The sequence below is a fragment of the Sorangiineae bacterium MSr11954 genome, assembly GCA_037157815.1.
GTDB classification, from domain to species: Bacteria; Myxococcota_A; Polyangia; order Polyangiales; family Polyangiaceae; genus Pendulispora; species Pendulispora albinea.
Window position 1 is genome coordinate 6771193 of sequence record CP089984.1, and the last position, 19041, is coordinate 6790233.

At 68.5% G+C, this 19041-nt stretch carries 14 protein-coding genes and 1 tRNA gene; 7 read left to right on the forward strand and 8 right to left on the reverse strand.

The window, feature by feature from the left end:
- Window position 1: 1 nt before the first annotated feature.
- Window positions 2-2077 carry a serine/threonine protein kinase gene (locus LZC94_26140; protein ID WXB11339.1) on the reverse strand — a complete coding sequence of 692 codons (2076 nt, stop codon included), beginning with the start codon at window positions 2075-2077 and terminating at the stop codon, window positions 2-4.
- A gap of 149 nt (window positions 2078-2226) precedes the next feature.
- On the opposite strand from LZC94_26140, the gene LZC94_26145 reads away from it, so the two are divergent.
- From LZC94_26145 to truB, 3 genes are read left to right on the forward strand one after another with little or no spacing between them, the layout of a single operon-like run.
- On the forward strand, window positions 2227-3318 hold the full coding sequence (locus tag LZC94_26145; GenBank protein ID WXB11340.1) for an NAD-dependent epimerase/dehydratase family protein: 1092 nt from the start codon (window positions 2227-2229) through the stop codon (window positions 3316-3318).
- Window positions 3315-5033, forward strand: a complete 1719-nt coding sequence (locus LZC94_26150) for an acyltransferase family protein (GenBank protein WXB11341.1) — start codon at window positions 3315-3317, stop codon at window positions 5031-5033. The genes LZC94_26145 and LZC94_26150 overlap by 4 nt, the downstream gene beginning before the upstream one ends.
- Before the next feature lie 48 nt (window positions 5034-5081).
- Window positions 5082-5957, forward strand: a complete 876-nt coding sequence (gene truB / locus LZC94_26155) for a tRNA pseudouridine(55) synthase TruB (protein WXB11342.1) — start codon at window positions 5082-5084, stop codon at window positions 5955-5957.
- Here truB and LZC94_26160 read toward each other — a convergent pair.
- The 3 genes from LZC94_26160 to LZC94_26170 all read right to left on the reverse strand — a co-directional run bounded on the left by LZC94_26160 (window position 5954) and on the right by LZC94_26170 (window position 11541).
- Window positions 5954-7228 carry an ROK family protein gene (locus LZC94_26160; GenBank protein ID WXB11343.1) on the reverse strand — a complete coding sequence of 425 codons (1275 nt, stop codon included), beginning with the start codon at window positions 7226-7228 and terminating at the stop codon, window positions 5954-5956. The two genes, truB and LZC94_26160, sit on opposite strands and share 4 nt — an antisense overlap.
- A 298-nt stretch (window positions 7229-7526) precedes the next feature.
- Complete coding sequence (locus tag LZC94_26165) at window positions 7527-8675, reverse strand: tetratricopeptide repeat protein (protein ID WXB11344.1); 1149 nt, start codon at window positions 8673-8675, stop codon at window positions 7527-7529.
- Between the two features lies 1 nt (window position 8676).
- Window positions 8677-11541, reverse strand: coding sequence for an HD domain-containing protein (locus LZC94_26170; GenBank protein WXB11345.1), 2865 nt, complete (start codon window positions 11539-11541; stop codon window positions 8677-8679).
- Window positions 11542-11760: 219 nt separating this feature from the next.
- Between LZC94_26170 and LZC94_26175 the strand changes: the two genes are divergently transcribed.
- The 3 genes from LZC94_26175 to LZC94_26185 all read left to right on the forward strand — a co-directional run bounded on the left by LZC94_26175 (window position 11761) and on the right by LZC94_26185 (window position 13519).
- Entirely contained in the window at window positions 11761-12546 is a 786-nt protein-coding gene (locus tag LZC94_26175; GenBank protein ID WXB11346.1) for a hypothetical protein, read from the forward strand.
- A 60-nt stretch (window positions 12547-12606) separates the two neighbouring features.
- A tRNA-Leu gene (locus LZC94_26180) sits at window positions 12607-12690 on the forward strand.
- 337 nt (window positions 12691-13027) lie between these two features.
- Window positions 13028-13519: a VOC family protein gene (locus LZC94_26185; protein ID WXB11347.1), complete on the forward strand. Its 492-nt coding sequence runs from the start codon at window positions 13028-13030 to the stop codon at window positions 13517-13519.
- Window positions 13520-13603: 84 nt separating this feature from the next.
- Here LZC94_26185 and LZC94_26190 read toward each other — a convergent pair whose 3' ends face one another.
- Window positions 13604-13963 carry a DUF1428 domain-containing protein gene (locus LZC94_26190; GenBank protein ID WXB11348.1) on the reverse strand — a complete coding sequence of 120 codons (360 nt, stop codon included), beginning with the start codon at window positions 13961-13963 and terminating at the stop codon, window positions 13604-13606.
- Window positions 13964-14193: 230 nt separating this feature from the next.
- Here LZC94_26190 and LZC94_26195 point away from each other — a divergent pair, with 230 nt between their 5' ends.
- Window positions 14194-15711, forward strand: coding sequence for an FAD-binding protein (locus tag LZC94_26195; protein WXB11349.1), 1518 nt, complete (start codon window positions 14194-14196; stop codon window positions 15709-15711).
- A 103-nt stretch (window positions 15712-15814) separates the two neighbouring features.
- Here LZC94_26195 and LZC94_26200 read toward each other — a convergent pair whose 3' ends face one another.
- The 3 genes from LZC94_26200 to LZC94_26210 all read right to left on the reverse strand — a co-directional run bounded on the left by LZC94_26200 (window position 15815) and on the right by LZC94_26210 (window position 19038).
- The gene (locus LZC94_26200; GenBank protein ID WXB11350.1) at window positions 15815-16204 is read right to left on the reverse strand and encodes a hypothetical protein; all 390 of its coding nucleotides are present in this window, start codon (window positions 16202-16204) and stop codon (window positions 15815-15817) included.
- Window positions 16205-16481: 277 nt separating this feature from the next.
- Window positions 16482-17789 (reverse strand): serine/threonine protein kinase, encoded by a 1308-nt coding sequence (locus tag LZC94_26205; protein WXB11351.1) that lies wholly within the window; start codon window positions 17787-17789, stop codon window positions 16482-16484.
- Between the two features lie 283 nt (window positions 17790-18072).
- Window positions 18073-19038 carry a CHAD domain-containing protein gene (locus tag LZC94_26210; GenBank protein WXB11352.1) on the reverse strand — a complete coding sequence of 322 codons (966 nt, stop codon included), beginning with the start codon at window positions 19036-19038 and terminating at the stop codon, window positions 18073-18075.
- Window positions 19039-19041 lie beyond the last annotated feature (3 nt).

Sequence of the window (19041 nt, forward strand, 5' to 3'; positions counted from 1 at the left end):
GTCAGGGGCGCCCGAGCCGGACCTGGGCCGCGCCCGAGCGCCGGACCCCGCTGTCGGGGTGCAGCGCGGTCCAGCGGATGGAGCGTAGAATTTCGCACGAGAGCCCGATGAACACGGCGCGCATCACGTCTTCGGCGTCGGCGATCTTCAGGTTCGTCATTTGGCCGATGAGCGCGCGCAGCGAGCTCGTACCGTCGACCTTGCGCAAGATGTAGGACTCGCGCTCGGGCAGACGCAGGATCTCGATGCGCACCGGCGGGTTGGGTACGCGCTCGAGCACGTCGTCCTCGATGGGCCCCAACAGCCGCCCGAGCTCCGCCACGGTGTAGCCGTCGCGGATGCCGCGCGCGATCAGCTCGAAGGGATCGACGCCGAGCGGAAACGTCTCTTCGTGCGAGCGCGCGCCCAGCACGAAGCTGATCTCGGCCTCGGACCAGCGCAGCACGTCCATGTAGCGCGACTGCGTCTGATCGTGGATGGCGCGGAAAAGCTCGATGGGCCGCAGCACGCCAAGGCCGACCAGCGCATCCCCCAGGCGCCCCCCGAACTTCGGCAACATGGCCAGCGCCATCTCCACCTCCATGCGGAGCACCTGGCCGCTCGCCACCAAGTGCTCGCCGAGGAGCTCGCGCCGATCCGTGGAGGCCACGAACTCGGGGGCGCCTTCGACGAGGAAGATCTTTTTACGCTTCTCGTCGTTGCGGAAGACGAGGGCCCCCGTCTCGCGCTCCAGCGCCAGCTGGAACAAGTACGCGGGGAGGGTCGCGCGATCGAGGGTGGTGCGCTCGGTGCCTTCGGGGTCGTCGTCCCAGCGCAGGGCGGGGCTGGTCACGAAGCGGGCGAACTCTTTGTAGTGGAGCGCGGGCTTGAAGCGGCCCGACTCCCGCGCCACCAAGGAGCGGCTCCCGATGGCGCCGGTGGCGAACAGCTCGATGATGCGCGGGTAGGACATGGGCTGGCTGGCGGTGCCATCGCCCAAGTCCACCCGGTAGATCTGCGGCGCAACCTCGTAGGAGCCGCCGCTGTCGTAGGCGCCGTCGCCGCCGTCGCCCTTGCCGTCGACGCGCAGCGCGTCGCCCGGCTCGAGGATGGCGGTGCCCGGCCGGCTTGGCTCGTTCTCGCTGGAGACATCGGGGCCGTCGATCAGGCCGAGCCGCTCCACCCAGGCCGCGAGGCGGGCGGGCCCCACTTGAAGGCGACGGCGGCGGATGATCTCCTCGATGGCCTCCGCGAACACGGAGGCGTTGGAGTAGCGGAGCATCTTGTCGCGGGCGAGGGCGCGCAGGAGCACCGATTTCACGTCGTCGGGGAGGAACGAGCCGGCGCGGTCGAGCGGGCCGAGATCGGCGTCGCGGATGCGCAAGAGCACGTCGAGCTCGCGGCCGCCGGAGAAGAGCGGGCGCAGGGTCACGAGCTCCGCCAGCACGATGCCGACGGTGAAAAGGTCGCTGCGCGCGTCGAGCTCGCGGCCCGTCACCTGCTCGGGGGACATGTAGCCGAGCTTTCCTTTGAGCTGCCCCTGGTCGGTGCGGCGCTCGAAGTCCGAGGCGCGCGCGATGCCGAAGTCGGTCAGCTTGACGGCCCCGGACCGGTCGATGAGCACGTTCCCCGGGGAGACGTCGCGGTGCACCAGGTTGAGCGGCCGCCCTTTGCGGTCGCGGGCGGCGTGCGCGTACTCCAGGCCGCGCAGGATGCTCAGCGCCACGTGGAGCGAGACTTCGAGCGGCAGCTCCTCGCCCTTGGCGGCGGCGGCGCGAATCAGGCGGGCGCCGGTGGTGCCATCCACGTACTCCATGGCCATGTAAAGCTCGTCGTCCTGCTCCCCGAAGTCGAAGACCTGGACGATGTTCGGGTGCGAAAGGTTCGCACACACCCGCGCCTCGTCCACGAACATGGCGACGAAGTCGGGATCGCGCGCGAGCTGCGGCAGGATGCGCTTGACGGCGACGAGCTTCTGGAAACCGCGCGGTCCAGCTCGGCGCGCAAGATAGACCTCCGCCATCCCGCCCGTGGCGAGGCGTTCAATGAGCTCGTACGGCCCGAGCCTGGGCGGCACGGCATGGCTCGAGTTGCCCACGTTCCGATAAGATTATCGCACCACCCCTTATGCAACGAAGTACCAACTTCGGCCGCGGCGTACTACTGTCCGTCCGTCGGTTCACTCCGACCTCGTCGGTCGTCGTCTACCTCGAAGACTCGGTCTCCGACCCCCTCTGTTAACAACCGATGGCCTCTCGCCCCGATTCGAAGTCCGGACAGCTCGCCCCCACGGCTCCTTCCGCCCCCTCCTACTCCGGCGGCCAGCCGGGCGGCCGAAGGTCCCCCGTCACGAAGGGCCCTGTGGTGGCGCTGACCGGCGCAGCCTCTTTTCTCGGTACCAACGTCATCGGCTTGCTCGAGGAGGACGAGCGCATCGCGCGCATCGTGGCCATCGACATCAAGCCCCCCTCGACGGCCGGTAAGAAGACCCGGAGCTACGAGGTCGATTTTACCCAACCCACCGCCGAAGCGCGCCTGGGCGAGGTCCTCGCGGCCGAGCGGGCCGACATTTTGGTCCATCTGGCCTTTCTGTCCTCCCCCACCACCGCCAGCGCCTGGGCCCACGAGCTCGAAAGCGTGGGGACGATGCACGTCTTGGTCGCCGCGCGCCATGCCCAGGTCCGCAAAGTGGTGATGTGGTCGCAGACGTTGCTTTACGGTGCGCACCCGTCCAATCCGAATTTTCTTTCCGAGCGGCACCCGCTCCGGGCAGACCGACACGAGCCTTTCTTCAGCGACAAGGTGGAGGCCGAGGCGGAAGCAAGCAAATTTGCGCGCCGCGCGCCGGGCTCGGTGGTGACCATCCTACGGATGGCGCCCATCCTGGGCCCCACGGTGCACAACTACATGACACGCTACCTTGCGCACCGCATGGTACCGACCATGATGGGCTTCGACCCCCTGCTGCAATTCATTCACGAGGTGGATGCCATCGCTGCCATCAAGCTGGCCATCGATCGCGACGTGCCGGGCACCTTCAACATCGTCGGGGACGGCGTGCTCCCGCTCAGCACCGTCATCAAGCTGGCCGGGCGCATCGCGCTGCCCATCCCGCACCCGGTGGCCGAGTCCATCTGCGCGCTCGGCTGGCTCGCCCAAGTCGCCGACGTGCCGCCGACGTTCCTCAAATACCTGCGCTTTCTCTGCGTGGCCGACGGCACCAAAGCCCAAAAGGAAATGGGGTTCCGGCCCGCGTACACCACCCGCGAAGCGCTGCTCGATTTCGTGAGCGCCCAGCGTCTGCGCGACGTCAAGCTGCTGCAGGAGAACGTGGCATGACGCGCAAGAGGCGACATTTGCCCCCGTCCCCGCCCGCTCCGAACCAAGGTGCGCGCGGTCGTCCGTCCGTTCCGGGTGGCGCAGGTGGGCCGGGTGCCCGCCCCTCGGCTCCGGGCGCCCGTCCATCGGCGCCCCCAGGTGCTACGGGGGGTCGGCCGGCGGGGGTCGAGCGATTGCACGGCAGCGCTGCCGGTGCCAAGAGCACCGCCAATGGGGTCGAGGCCCACGCGGATCGGCCGCGCAAGAGGCGCCGGCGGCGAAAGCCGGGGGCACCGGCGAGTCCATCGGCTGCGGCGCCGCCGAGCAGGGCGCGCAGTCCGCATGCGCTGCGCACGGGCGCCAAACCCCTTCGCGAACGCGAGCGCGAGAGCGCAAGGCCCCCGCAAAACGAGGAAGACGACGCGCTCGAGGACTCGATGCGCTTCATTCCGCGCTCGCCCTCGTCGGTTCCGCCCGCCCCCTCGGTTCGCCACGAGACCTTGGAGTTCGGCGATTACCCCGAGGCGGCCGCCTACGCCGAGGGTGCGCTCGACGACGACGATCTCGAGGACGACGACGGCTACGGCGAGGAAGACGAGGAAGACGAGACCACGCCGACCATCCGCCGCCCGCGCGGCGCGGACGAGCCGGAGCTGGTGGCCGAGCAGATCCGCGAGCTCGAGGCGCGCCTCGACGCGATGATCGACCAAGCCTCGACCCACGTTCTGCCCCCGACCGAGGACGACGCGGACGATGACTGGCGGGGCGGCCCGCGGGGCACGGTCGACGACACCGACGCTGCGCCCACCGTCCTGAACGTGAACCCCAGCTTGGCCCCGGGATCGGCGCGCAGCCTGGGCACCGACGGCGAGCCCACCGTCTTCGACACGGCCCGCGAGCTCCTCTCCACCGATTATTACCTTCGGAAGTGGGGCCGCCTCGGCATGCGCAACCGCTCCGAGGAGATCGACGACTTCGGCTACGATCCCGTCTACGACGCGAAGGTCCGCCCGCTCTTCGACTTCCTCTACGATCGCTACTTCCGCGTGGAGACGCAGGGCGCGGGGAACATCCCGGCCGAGGGGCGCTGCCTCTTGGTCGCCAACCACTCGGGCACCCTTCCCTACGATGGGGCCATGATCAAAACGGCGGTCAAGCGCGAGCACCCGCAGCACCGCGACGTGCGCTGGCTGGCCGAGGACTTCATCTTCCACTTCCCGTTCCTGGGCTCGTTCACCAACCGCATCGGCGCGGTGCGCGCGTGCCAGGAGAACGCGGAGCGGCTGCTCCGGCAGGAAGCGCTGGTGGCCGTGTTCCCCGAGGGGGTGAAGGGCATCGGCAAGCTTTACCGGGATCGCTACCGCTTGCAGCGCTTCGGGCGCGGGGGCTTCATCAAGCTATGCCTTCGCACCAACACGCCCATCGTGCCATGCGTGGTGGTGGGCGCCGAGGAAGCGAACCCCATGCTCATGCGGCTCGAGTACCTCGCGCGCGTGCTGGGCGTGCCGTACATCCCCGTGACCCCCACGTTTCCGCTTCTGGGCCCCGCGGGCCTCGCGCCGGCGCCCACCAAGTGGAAAATCGTGTTCGGCGAGCTCTTGGACGTGGCGAGCTACGGTCCCGAGGCGGCCGACGACGAGCTGCTGGTCGGGCGTCTGGCCGAGCGGGTGCGCACGACCATCCAAGAGATGCTCGAGCGCGCGCTGGGCGAACGCAAATCCGTCTTCTTCGGTTGAGCGGCGCCGGGTGAGCAGCGCCGGGTCGAGCGGTTCGAAGGGGTTCGCATGGATGGCGTGATCGTCATCGACAAGCCCTCGGGGCTGACGAGCCACGATGTGGTGCAGCGGCTGCGCAAGCGGCTGAAGACGCGGGCCATCGGCCACGCGGGGACGCTCGATCCGATGGCCACGGGCGTCCTGGTGGTGGCCATCGGCACGGCGACCAAGCTCGTTCCGTACCTCACCTTGGCCGACAAGGCGTACGAGGTCACGGTGCGCCTGGGCGTCGCCACCGATTCGCTCGACGCCGACGGTGAAGTCACCGACCATGCCGATGTCCCCGCGGACTTTGGCGCGCGCCTGCCGGACGCCATCGCCTGCGAGCTTTCGCGCGAGGAGCAAGTGCCGCCCGCCGTCTCCGCCATCCATCACGGCGGCGTGCGCGCGCACGAGCTGGTGCGCCAGGGCAAGTCGTTCGAGCTCGCGGCCCGGCCCGTGCGCGTGCGAAGCATCGAGCTCCTGGCCACCGTGGACGATCCGCCGGGCTTCTCCGCGCGGCTCACGGTCGCCAAGGGCTACTACGTCCGCGCCTTCGCGCGCGATGCCGCCGCGCGGCTCGACACCAAGGGGCACGTGACGGCGCTCCGCCGCGTGCGCTCCGATCCGTTCGAGCTCGCCGAGGCGTCGCCGCCCGACGCGCCGGATCTCGAGCGCCGCATCCTGAGCTTGGAGACGGCGGCGGCGCGGGCGCTGCCCGTCGCGCACTTGACGGAGCAAGGGACGCGCGACGCGGGGTGCGGGCGCGCCGTCTCCAAGGAGAACATCGCGGGCGTCGCCTCCGGCGCGGTCCATGCGTGGTTCGATCCGGCAGGGCGGCTGGTGGCCCTCGGCGAACGGCGCGAGGGTGAGCGGCACTTCGTGGTGCGCGGGTTTCCGAGCTAGCGCGCAGGCCGTTCGCCCGCGGGGCTGCCGCGATCGATCCAGGAGCCCAGGCGCTCGCGGGAGAACAGCTCGTCGGTGACCATGAAGCCGGCGCCCATGAGGCCCGCGCGATCGTCCAGCGGGGAGAAGGCAATTTGCAGATCGCGCGTGGCCAGCGGCAGCGAGCGTCGGTACACGGCCTTGCGGATGGCCGTGAGCAGACGTTCGCCCGACGCCGCCACGCCGCCGCCGATGATGATGAGCGACGGGTTGTAGAAGTTCACGAGGGTGGCGAGCATCTCGCCGATGCGCTGCCCCGCGCGCGTGAGCAGCTCGATGCACGCGAGATCGCCCGACTCCGCGGCGCGGGCCACGTCGCGCGCGTCGATGGACTGGCCCGCCGCGCGCAAGGCGGCGAGCGCGGGGCTCTTCCCTTCCGCCGCGGCAAGGTTCGCGTCGCGCGCGATGGCCGCTCCGCCGGCGAGCGCCTCCAGGCACCCCACATTGCCGCATCGGCAGATGACGGAGGAATCGTCGACGATGGCCACGTGCCCGATGTCGCCCGCGCACCCTTGGGCCCCGCGATGGAGGCGGCCGTCGGAGATGAGCCCCGCGCCGATGCCGGTGCCGATCTTCACATAGATCAAGTCGCGAATTTTTTGTCCGAGGCCGGCGCGGAACTCGCCCAAGGCCATCGTATTGACCTCGTTGTCGACCCACACCGAGACGCCGTAGCGCGTGCTCAGTCGCTCGCGCACCGGGTAGCTGTGCCACCCCGGCATGATGGGCGGGGCCACCGGCTTTCCCGACGCAAACTCCACCGGCCCGGGCAAGCCGACGCCGATGCCCCAAAGCTTCCCCGCGTAGGCCTGGTCCGCCGCGAGCATCGCATCGAAGAGCTCCTCGACCCGGCTTAGCGATGCTTCGGGACCGGCCCCGATGTCCCAGGGCTCCTCCCGATGCTGCAAGAGGCGGCCGGCGAGGTTGGTGATGCCCGCCGCGAGGCTCGTCGCGCCAAACTCCACGGCGAGGATGATCCCGGCCTCGGCGCGGAAGCGCAGCCTTCGCGGTGCGCGGCCGCCGGTGGACGGTCCGAGCTCGTCGTCGATGACCAAGCCGCGCTCGATCAACTGAAGCACCCGCTGCGTGACCACGGTGCGACCGAGCCCCGACTGCCTGCCCACCTCGGGCCGCGTGGTCGCCGCGCCCGAGCGGACCAGGTTGAGCACCATCACCAAGGTGTCGAGTTGTTCGCCGGCGATGGCAGTATCGGGTTCGGCGGGGGTGGCCACGTTCGACCACCTTTCCTACCAGAGATTACCTTCTCGTTCCAAGAGACAGCGGTCTGCCTCTTTTTACCGCGGAGTGCTCGCGACATGCTCATCGGGCGTGGCCTCGGTGTGCGCCGACGTTCTCCTCGCCGAAGGGCACGATCCGCAGCGATGACCGCATCGCTCGCGCAGGGATCAGGGCGAAACCCGCGAGGACCATCCCGCAACGAAGGGACGATAGGACGCGTGCACACGCCGTTCGAAGCGCCGACGCATCCACGCCGCGGGAACGCGAGACGCGCACGACCGTTCCACGAAGCTATTTTTTGGGAGGCGCGCTCTTCGCCGGGGCGCCCTTGCGGGTCGTGGCTTTTACGGGCGCGACCTTCGCCGGCTCTTTTTTGCCGGCAGCGACGGCGCCCCCGGTCTTTTGCTTGGCGAGCTCGATGCGCTCTTGCGCCTGCCGCGCAAACGGGCCGCTCGGCGCGAGGCGCAGGTAGGCCTCGTACTCGGCGATGACGTCCTTCCAGCGTTCGAGCACGGCGTAGCGACCGGCGAGCCAGTAGTGCGGATCGGCGTGGTTTGGCGCCTTGGCCACGGCGAGCTGGAAGTCGAGCAGCGAGCCCGGCTCGTCGCGCAGGGCCACTTTGCAGAGACCGCGCTCGTAGCGCAGCTCCGGGGTGTCCTTGATGACGATGGCCTTGTCGAGCGTGGGCACGCAGTCGATGGCCGAGCCGGCGAGGCGCATTTCTTTGGCGATGGCGCCCAAGGTGTCCACGTTGTTTTCCGCCAGAGGGCGCGCCGCGCGGAGCTTGGCCTGCGCTTCCTCGTTTCGCTTCCACACGATCATCCAGTGCGCGTACGTCACTTGGAAGACGGGGTCCTCGGGGGCCAGCCGCGTGGCCTCGTCGAAGGCGCGGGTGGAGCCGCCGACGTCGCCCTTCATGGCCAAGGCCACGGCCAAGTTCAGGTGCAGCCCCGGGTGCTTCGCGTTCTTCTGCAGCCCTTGGCGGGTGACGAGCAGCGCTTCGTTGATGCGCTCCCCTTCGATGTAGAGCGCGCCGAGGTTGACGGCGGCGTTGTCCAGATCGGGCCTTTGCTTCAGCGCCGCCAAGTAGTTCTCCTCGGCCGCCTTCTTGTCCCCGGTCTGGTCGGCGACCAGCCCCAGGTAATAGAGCGCGTCGGCGTCCTGGGGGTTCTTTTTCACGGCCGCCTCGAAGTGCGTCTTGGCCGTGGGGATGTCCCCGCCCTGGAAGGCCTTGATGCCCCGCGCCGATTCCTCGCTCGTGGCCGGCGCGACCCCCCCGGATGCCGATGCGCTTGCGGCCGGCCCCTTGGAGGAGTCGGGCTGGGACGCTTGTCCCTGCGTGGCGGGCTCCTTTTTCGAGGAGCCTCCGCACGCCGCACCGCCCGCGATCAACGCAACGGAGAGCGTCGAGGCAACTACGAAGCCAGTTGTCGTTTTCATCTCATCCTCCCGTCTTCTCTGCCTTTTCCGAATCGATGGCGCGGGCGAGGGTCTCTTTAATCGCCTTGAATCGCTCGCCGGGCAAAACTTTCGACCCATCCAGTTCATTCACGTAAAAGACGTCGGCCACCTTGTTTCCCTCGGTGTTGATCTTCGAGAGGGCGATGGTGAGCCCCAGCTCGTGGAGCGCCTGCGAGAGCGTGTAGAGCAAACCTGGCCGGTCTTTGGCAAATGTCTCGATCACCGTGTGACGCGGGGAGGCGCGATCGTCGATGACGATGTCCGTGGGCACGGCCGGGCTGGGGCGCTCGCGCCAGGGCGATGTGCCCCCGATGCGCGAGCGCAAAAGCTCGGCCGGCGTCACCACACCGCGGCAAACATCGTCCAGATCGCGCAAGAGGCGCGGCATCGCGCGCTCGACCCCCACCGCGCCATCGGTTCGGCCGCGGACCAAGAACACGTCGACCGCCTCGCTGGCCCCGCCCGCCGCCACGGGGCGCGAGTAGACCTGCGCCGCCACGAACTCGAGCCGCGCCGCGGTAATGACCGCCGCGATGCGCGCGACCAGCCCAGGCATGTCCTCGGCCACGACGCACAGCTCCGCCACGTCGCCCGTCGGCCGCTCGCGGGTCGGCGCGATGATGGCCGCGTGCACCGGGCGCTCGCCCCGCTCGAGCGCAGTGTGCGCATGCGCCGCGATCGACTCGGGGCGGTTGGCGAGCAGGTAGCGCTCGGGCATGCTGCTCACGAAGGCGTCGAAGAACTCGGGCGGCCCCTGGAAGAACGGTCGCGCCTCTTCGCGCACGCGCAAGGTCCGCTCCTCGTCCACGCCGACGTGGCCGGACATGCTGGCCGACGCCACGATGTACAGCTCCTCCAGCATGCGCGCCTTCCACGAGGTCATGGCGGTGGGCGACGTGGTGGTGAGATCGGCCACCGTGAGCAAATAGAGATCGCGCAGCCCTTCGCGGCCGCGCACCAGGCGGCAGAACTCTTCGATGGTGGCCGGATCGTCCAGATCGCGCCGGGTGGCCACGTGGTACATCGCCAGGTGCTGCAGCACCAGGGCGCGCACCTCGGCCACCACCTCGGCCGAGAGCCCGAGCCGCGGCAGGATCACCTCGCAGAGCTCCGCGCCGCTCACCGAGTGGTTCTTGCGCGAGCCGCTGGCGTCCGGGTAGCCCTTGCCCACGTCGTGCAGCAAGGTGGCGAGAAAGAGCGGCTTGGGGCGCGCGATCTCGGCCGCCAGCCGGCTCGCCAGCGGGTGCGTGTGCGAGAGCTCACCGCGCGCCAGGGCCGAGAGGCAATCGACGGCGGCCACGCTGTGCACGTCCACCGTGTACACGTGGTAGACGTCGTGGTGCACCCGGCCGGTGACCGGTGAAAACTCCGGGATCATGGCGAGCAAGAGCCCCACGTCGTGCAGCTCGCCGACCATCGATCCGCGCTTGGTGGGCACCTCGGCCACCGTGCACACCAGATCGACGAAGAGCTGCTGCGCCTCCGGGCTCGCCCGCAGCGCCTCGCAAAATGCGGCATCGGCCGATGCGCGGGCGATGGCCTCGCGCGCAAACGGCAGGATGGGCGCGCGCAGCCGCACGCAGTCCGCGTACACGCGGAGCGCCAAGGCCGGCTCCTCGGTGAGCTCTTTGATGCCGGCGATGGTCACCTGCCCATCGAACATGCGGACCCCGCGGCCGATGTCCGTCTCCGTCGGCTTTCCGCGCCGCTTGGGCGGGCGCGCGCGCTCCAACATGCGCTCCTGCGCCCGCGTGACCACGCGCGCATGCACGTAATAATCCTGCATGAGCCGCTCGGCCGCCGTCGCGCGCTCGCGCGCCTCCAATTGCCGCTCCGAGCCCTCGGCCTTCGGCACCTCGGGCGCGCCGTCATCCTTCGCGGACGGCGCCTTGGCCGGCGCTTCCTTCGCCGGGGTGCGCGAGTCGACATAGCCGAGCTCCACGGCCATCGTCTCTTGGGCGTCGAAGGTCAGGCGATCGATTTTCCGCCCGGCGTACGCATGGAGCAAATTGCGGATGTTCCAGAGGAACTCCTCGGCGGTCGTGATCTCCTGCGCCTCCCGGGCGACCAGCACACCAAGGCGCACCAGCTCCTGCCACGTGTTCTTGGTCGAGACGCGAAAGCGCGCCCGCGCGGCCCAGCGCACCACATCGAGATCGCGCAGCCCCCCGGCGCCGCTCTTCACCTCGGGCTCGAGCAGGTACAGCGAGCCGCCGAAGCGGGTATGGCGCGCGGCGACCTCCTCCTCGAGCCGGTCGACCAAAATGCCCAGCGCCGACTCGGCGAACATCCCGTCCCAGGCGCGCGCCAAGAGCCGCTCCACCAGCTCGCGATCGCCGCACACGTGCCGCACGTCCAAGAGGGTGGTGGCCGCCGCCAAGTCGCGGTGCGCCAGGGCCAGCGCATCCTCGATGTCGACGACCTGGTGCCCGACGGGCAGCCCCGCATCCCACAGCGGGTAGAGAAACGCCTGGGCAAATTTTTCCGCGGCAGCCCGAGCGCGCCGTCCGCCGGTCAAGAGCCGCACATCGGCATCGCTGCCCATGGCGACCGCCCCCCGCCCATAGCTCCCCACCGCCGCCACGGCGAAGCTGCTCAGCGCCCCCACCCGTCTCTCCGCCCCCGCATAAGCCCTTTCGATGAGCGAATCGATGAAAGCCGCGTGATCTTGCCCCAGCGCGAGCCCGCGCACACCGGAGCGCATGCGGGAAAAGAGCTCCTCCCCGTGGTGGGAGAGCGCTTCGCCGAGGCCATTTTTCTTGGCCTCCGACTTATCCGACGTGTCCGGCGAGCCAGCCGAAGGCGAAACGGGCTTTGCGGTCGTCTTGGACGTCCGGGTGTGCATGGCCATCCTTCGAGTATTGCCCACACCCCGGCAAAGCCGAAGGCGTGGCATCGGTGGGTTGAAGCACCCGCCCCGGCAAAACCGGAGACGTGGCATCCTCCCCCAAGACGGTATCACGTTGAACGCCACGTTTTGACGCTTCACATCAATGCCGAGCTCGGCCGCTCTTTGCGTTGCGCCGCGACCGGCTCTGCCCACCCAAGGTAGCTCCACGACCCCATGCCGCTCGTTCGCGCCCGATGCCAAGCTTGCACGCAGCCCCTCGGTGATCCGCCGCACCTGCCCCTTTCCGTCCCATGCAGCGCGTGCGGCGTCCCCAACACGGTTGCGTTTGGCGCCGATGGGCAACCGGCCGACTTCGACGTGGCCTTCGAGCCGGCGCGTCTCTTCCGCTGGTTTGCCAGCGCGCGCACGGCCATGGCCCGCGGCGCCGTGGGGATCGCGCTCGGCGCCTGCTCGCGCTGCAGCAGCGCCCTCGTCCTCTCGTCGCGCCAGGCCTTGAGCCTCCCCTGCCCTCACTGCCAAGCCCCGGTGGAAGGCACCGCCGGCTCCCTGCTCGTCGATCAGTGGCCCGAGCCTTTTGGCATCGTCGCCAGCGGCGCCGCCTTGCACTTGGAGTACCGCCTCAGCGTGCTCGAAGACCGAGCGGGCATCAGCGCCGGCTGCGCGGCCTGCGGAGCCCCCACCCCGCCCAACGATCCACGTTCCCGCTGCGTGCGATGCAACGCCACCACCTGGGTCGAACGCCCTGGCCCCCCCGAAGATCCGACCCCGAGGCGCGTTCAGCTCGGCGTACGCATCGACGGCGTCCGGGGCGGCCAGCCGTATCACGCCATCGTCCCCATCCTCCAAGGCGAGCAGCTTCTACGGTCGGACATCGTGCAAGGGACGAGCGCCCGGTCGGGCTCGCGCATGATGGGCCTGACCGGCATCGGGTGCGCCGCCCTGTTTGCCTTCACCCTCCTCTTCGCCGTCCTAATCGCGATCCTGGTGCACTTTTTGTGAACCCCACTCCGAAACTCTTTGCGAAACGCCTTCAAGCCATGTAAACGCGGTTTGCAGCTCGCGAAGGTGGCGGAATTGGCAGACGCGCTGGATTCAGGTTCCAGTGGGGTAACTCCTGTACGGGTTCAACTCCCGTCCTTCGCACTTCTGGATCGTCGTTCGTACCCGGCCTACTCGTAGATGTCGCCGCGCGCGGCCCGGCATCGGCGACCAAGAGGGTGCACCTCCCGTCGTCCACGCTGCCGATGATTCGATCATCACCTACCCGGATGCGGAGGTAGCCGCGTAGCTCGCCGTGCCTTGCAGCCCGGCGGCCGCGGCTCACGGGCAAGCGCATCGATCTCGTCTCGGCCACCAGGGCGCTGTTGCCTTAGCAACGCGTCGCCCTGAGGTCGCCACACCCGTGGTCGAAAAAAGATTCGCGGGCCATGTCGATCCGCGCAAGGTTGCTTCGACGCTCCTTCAACGAGGAGGTCTTCTCATGGAATCGAAGCGCCGCGCGAGAATCTTTCCACATCTCTGGTACACCGAGGAGGCGGAGGAGGCCGCGCGATTTTATGCCGCCACGTTCCCCGATTCGCGCGTGGATCGGGTCACCTCGCTGTTGAGCGATTCGCCCAGTGGACCGGGTGGATCGGTCACGGTGGTGGATTTCACGCTGTTCGGTCAGCGCTTTCAGGCGATGAGCGCGGGGCCGCACCACCCGTTCAACGACGCCATTTCGATGGTGGTGCTGTGTGACGACCAGGCCGAGCTGGATCGCTACTGGAACGCGCTCCTCGAGGGCGGAGGCAAAGAGACGGCGTGCGGGTGGCTCATCGACCGGTTCGGCGTGAGGTGGCAAATCGTCCCCTCCATCATGGAGGAGCTGATGAACGACCACGATCCGGTTCGCGCGAAGCGGGTCACCGACGCCATGTTGAAGATGATCAAGCTCGACATCGCCGCGCTGGAAAAAGCCCACCGCGGCTGAGAGCGCCCCGCGCGCGCCATGAAGAGCGCGCTGCTTGGATGGCATCAGCCTGGATGTCGCGGCATCCAGGCTGAGTCGAACGTCCTATGCTTTCAGCTCGAAGATCGGCGCGAAACCGCCATAGATGAGCCGCTTGCCGTCGTAGGGCATGGGGTTGCTCTCCGACGTCATGCGCGGATCCTGCAGGACCTTGGCCATGCCCGCATCGCGGGCCGCCTTGTCGGGCCATTCGACCCACGAGAACACCACGGTCTCGTCGTCCTTGGCCTGCACGGCGCGGCGGAAGTCGGTGATCTTTCCGACGGGCACGTCATCGCCCCAACACTCGAAGACGCGCGTCGCGCCGTACTCGATGAAGATCGGATCACCCTTGCGGACGTGCTCGAGGAACTTGTCTTTGTTGGCGGTCGGTACGGCGATCACGAAACCATCGATATAGGACATGGTGGTCTCCTTTCCTGGGATCCTGGGAGGTATGGAGGCGCGAAGGCCTCCTTTCGTATCACGACGATCGAGGCGGGCCGAAATCGACAGACGTCGTTCCCAGGTACCGCATCGTGCGCCATCGATCCGGCCCCCGGCGCCAAAAATCGGCCATGGGCGTTTTCCTTTAGTCTCGTTGAACGGAGCCCGGCACGTTGGGCACTGCTTCGATGAAGGAGAACGAGCGGGGCATGAATCGACTCTTCGGACCGGCCATCGTCGAGCCGGGTGATCCGCGCTACCGGGACCTCGTGCTCGGCAAGAACGAGATCTTTGCGCCGGGCACCCCCGACTGTGTTCGCGTGGTCGGCTCGACCGAGCAAGTCGTGGAGGCCGTGGGTGACGCGGTGGGTGCAAGCAAGCGACTGGCCGTGCGCAGCGGCGGGCACGGCTACGAGAACTTCGTCGGCGATCCGGAGGTGCGGGTCGTGATCGACATGTCCGAGATGTCCGCCGTGTATTTCGATCCCGGGCGCCGCGCGTTTGCCGTGGAGGCGGGCGCCACCCTCGGGCACGTCTACCAACGGCTCTTCAAGCGTTGGGGATTGACCATCCCGGGCGGCGGCTGCCCCACCGTCGGCGCCGGCGGCCACTTCTGCGGCGGAGGCTATGGGCCCCTGAGCCGGGTGCATGGCTCGGTCGTCGACCATGTGTATGCCGTCGAGGTGGTGGTGGTCGATCCCCGCGGCACCGCACGGGCCGTCATCGCCACGCGCGAGCCCGCCGATCCGAACCGCGATTTGTGGTGGGCCCATACGGGCGGCGGCGGCGGAAACTTCGGGGTCGTCACCCGCTACTGGTTGCGCAGCGCGGAGCCGCGCGGCACGGAGCCCGCGGATTTGCTCCCCAGGGCGCCTGCGAGCGTGGTGCAGGCGTCCGCCGTCTGGCCGTGGGCCGCCTTGACGCGAGCGTCGTTCGTGCGCTTGGTCAAGAACCATGGCGCGTGGCACGAGCGCAACAGCACCCCGGACTCGCCGGAGGCGGCCTTGTTCAGCATGCTGCTCCTCTTTCCGCGAAAGGACGGCCCGGAGAGCGCGGGCGATGCGGGCTCGATCGTGCTCCAGATCGTCGTCGATGCGGCCACCCCGAACGCCGCGTCGTTGGTGAACGACTACGTGGCCGCGGTCAACGAGGGCGTGGGGGTCGAGGTCCGCCAGGGCTCGTCCACCACGCCGTGGCTGCGCGCCATCCTCGGAGGGAGCAGCGCCGAGGGTGATGGCACGCGCTCCAAACACAAAGCCGCTTATCTTCGCAAATGCTACGGCGATCCGCAGATCGCGGCGATTCATGATTATCTCGTCGGGCCCTACCCCGGCCAAGGCGCGCTGCTGGGGCTCGTCGGCTATGGCGGCAAGGTCTCGAGCGTGGAGCCGGAGGCGACCGCCATCGCCCAGCGCGACTCGATCCTCAAAGCCGTATTCGTCAACTCCTGGAACGAAGGAGAGGACGACGAGGCGCGCAGAGCTTGGGTTCGGAGCTTCTACCAGCGCGTGTACCGCGACACGGGCGGCGTGCCGGTGCCCAATGCCATCAACGATGGCTCCTCCATCAATTGCCCCGATGGAGATCTACTCGATCCCCGATTCAATCAATCCGGTGTACCGTGGTACACACTTTATTACAAAGACCATTATCCGCGCCTCCAAGCGATCAAGCGACGATGGGATCCGCGCAACGTCTTTCGACATGCCATGTCGATCCGCGTTTGAACCGGATCCCACGCGCCGCCGCGGCCGAGCGCCCCTCGCGGAGCGCTCACCGAGCAGCGCTCGCGGAGCGCTCACGCAGGAGAGGCGCGCGCAGCGACGCGCCCTACGCCGAGCAAGCTTCGAGCGGCTCCGAAGAGCCTTCGCCCGGAGGATCGGTCCGCGCCTCGCTCGCTGCCGGGGCAACGATGCTCGCGACGGGGGCGGCGATGGACCGAACCGTCGCGTCCTCCTCGCGGGCGCGAGCGTCCGCGCTGCTCACGATTCCGGCAGCCACATCGAGGAGGCGTTGCGACAGGCGCGCGAGCTCCTCGGCGAGTTGATCGCTGGGCACGTGCTCCACGCCGGTCGACGGCAACAAGCGTTCGACCTCATCGAGCAGGGTTCGCACGAGCGCGGTTTGAATGCGCGCCTCGGTGATTTGTCGTGCTACGGATCGCGCGGGATCGTCCGCGAACTGCGATGCAACGAACGGCACTCGGATCAGAATGGCCACGGTGGGTACCTCCCCGGGAGCAAACCCCCGACACAACCGACGGTCGTGGGGTCGCAGAGCAACAGCCGGACCATGCTGCACGTGCGCGCGCACCCGGGCGGTGCTCGAAAAATGCACGCGATGCATCGCATCATCGGTGCGCCGAGCGCCGCAAAAGTGTCACAGCCACGGGGCGTTCGTGCGCGCTGTTTGCGCGTGGATTGGTACGCGGGGGGCCTGGCCCTACCCGAAACAGAGGTGAAACGCTGTCTTGGAATGCTGGATTTTGTCATGAATGTCAGGTGTCGTCGTGCTGGATGCGGGTGATCGGGACCGGCGACTGGAACCAGAGCGGATCCGCCTCCTCCTCCCGTTGTTGCAGGTAAGTCTCGTCGGCGCCGGGCTCGGACGCGGCCGCCGCCGGTAATTTTTCGGGCGCGGATGCGGCGCCCAGCGCGTGGTGCGGCAGCGGCGCGGGACGAGCCGGCAGCTCGGATCGAAACGGAACGGCGCACGAAGGGAGCGGCGCCGTCCGCGAGCGCACCACGTCGGTGGGAGCGATGGGTGCTGCGCGAACGGCATCGGAGTCGCGCTCGAACGAGACGCGCGGCGCGGAGGCTGACCCTACCGGCGGCGACCAGCCCGCGAGCCCCACGGTGACCAGCGCGCCGAGGGCGACGGCAACCGACGCGGTGGTCGACTTGCGAAAGCGGCCCCGTGATCGCGAGAGCTCCGCGAACTGCCTCCAGGTGCCCTGCATCTCACCTTCCGGCCGCGGGCTCGCCGCGCGCGCAAACGCCTCCCCCATCTCGCGGGCCGACGCAAAGCGGTCCTCGATGGCCACGGCAAACGCCTTTCGAAACCACGCGTCGATGGCCGGCCCCAGCTCGGGCCGCAGCTCGCTCGGCGCCGTGTAGCTCGCGCGCACGGCGGCCAGGAAGATGGCGCTCAGGGTCATCCCGCCGAACGGCATGCGCCCGGTCAGCGCCTCGTAGGCCACCACGGCGAGGGCCCAGAGATCGCATCGACCGTCGACGTCGGAGGCGTTGGCAAACTGCTCGGGGCTCATGAAGAACGGCGTCCCGAACATCATCCCTTCTTCTTCGCCCACGTACTCCTCGAGCTCGCGTTGCACCTTGGCGACGCCGAAGTCGAGCACCTTCACCGTGCGCTCGGGCCCCTCGAGGAAGATGTTCTCCGGCTTGATGTCGCGGTGCACGATCCCGTGCTCGTGCGCCGCGTCGAGGACGCTCGCCACCGCCAGCACGATCGACGTCACCTCCTGCAGGTCGAGCTTTCCGCACTTGCGGATGCGCCGCTCGAGATCTTCCCCCTCGAGCAGCTCCATCACGATGTAGGGCGGCTCACCGCCAAGCGACTGGAATCGAAAATCGTAAATTCGAATCACATTGGGGTGACGCAGCTGCGCGGCCGCGCGTGCTTCGCGTGTGAAGCGGTCGACGGCGTCGGGCGCGTTGCGAAAGATGTTCGGCGACATGAACTTCATCGCCACCGGCAGGTCGAGGCCGAGATGACGGGCGCGCCACACGCTCCCCATCCCGCCTTCGGCGATGGGGCACACCAGCCGGAGGTTGTCGTTGATCAAGGCCCCAACGTTCGGCTCGAACGTTGGAGGCGAAGGAGGCAGAGGATCTTCCAAGAGATCCCCGGCCTCGAGGATCGCGGGCGATGAATCCGCCAACGATGCGCAATTCGCTGCACACGAATCGGATAAATTGGACGTCTCCATCGTGCGCTGCGCAGGAGCAATGCACATGCCGGCTACCGACCGGGTTTGGCCTCGGTTTCTCGCACAAATGGCTTCCTCGACGCGCATGCAAAACTGCCACATCCCTTCCGACCGTTGCCATTTGCGACATTTCGTCCCATTAGGCAGCCGCGCGGGGGTAGTCACCGGACAGCGCCGGCGCGAGATCTCGGGCCGTATCGCCGAAAAGCATGGCGCCGAGGCGCCGGCGGAAGTCCCGGCCGAGGATCGACTGCGCTTGCTTCACGGCAGCATCCATGAGACGCCCGTCGTCCCGTGCACGCTCGCGCACATAGGCGTCGATGACGCGCGTGTGCTCGAACTCGCCCTTGGCCAACCACTTCGAGACGCGCGTCACGGCCACGTGCAGGTCGTGGAGATCCCCGAGGAGGCCCTGCGCCTCGTGCAGCTCGTCGACGAGGGCTCGGGCCCCGTGGGTCGCGTCCTCGAACAGCTCGAGCAGGTAACGCAGCCGGCGGCACGCCGCCCGGAACTTGTGCAGAACCTCGTGATCGCCCGCCTCCACATAGGTCGTGAAGGCGAGCACCGCGTCGTAGGCCCGCGCGATCTCCTCGGCCGTGAAATGGCCCACGAGGACCGGGAGCACCTTGCCCGCCTTGGGTTTTCCCGGCCTGGGGGCCTCCGCCAAAGACGTAGGGCGGCGCAGATCCCGCGCCAGGGACAGCCCCTTGGCGAGCGTGCTCCGCGCGCGCCGCACCTCCTTCTTTCGCTTCGCGTCGACGTGGTGAACCAGCTCGCCGAGGTGCGGTTTGCCGGGGTGCTGGCGGGCGTGCTCGCGCAGCACATCCTGGTCGCGCACCCGCCCCAGCGCCTTGGCCAGCGCGTGCAGCCCCTCGTCGATCTTCTGGATTTTCGAGGAGTCGCGCACGTGCCGCGCGAGCACGTCGAGCTCCAGCCGAAGACGGCGCACGGTCGTGCGCGCATCGTGCACGCCCTCGGCGGTGTCACGATGCGCGGGGCTCGCGTCGTGCGAGCCCATGGCGCGGCGAAGGCGCTTTCGAAGCTGCTTCGCGTGCCGAGCGACCTCGCCCAGGAGCGCGGCGACCAGCGGTTCGTTGGCGTGCATCAC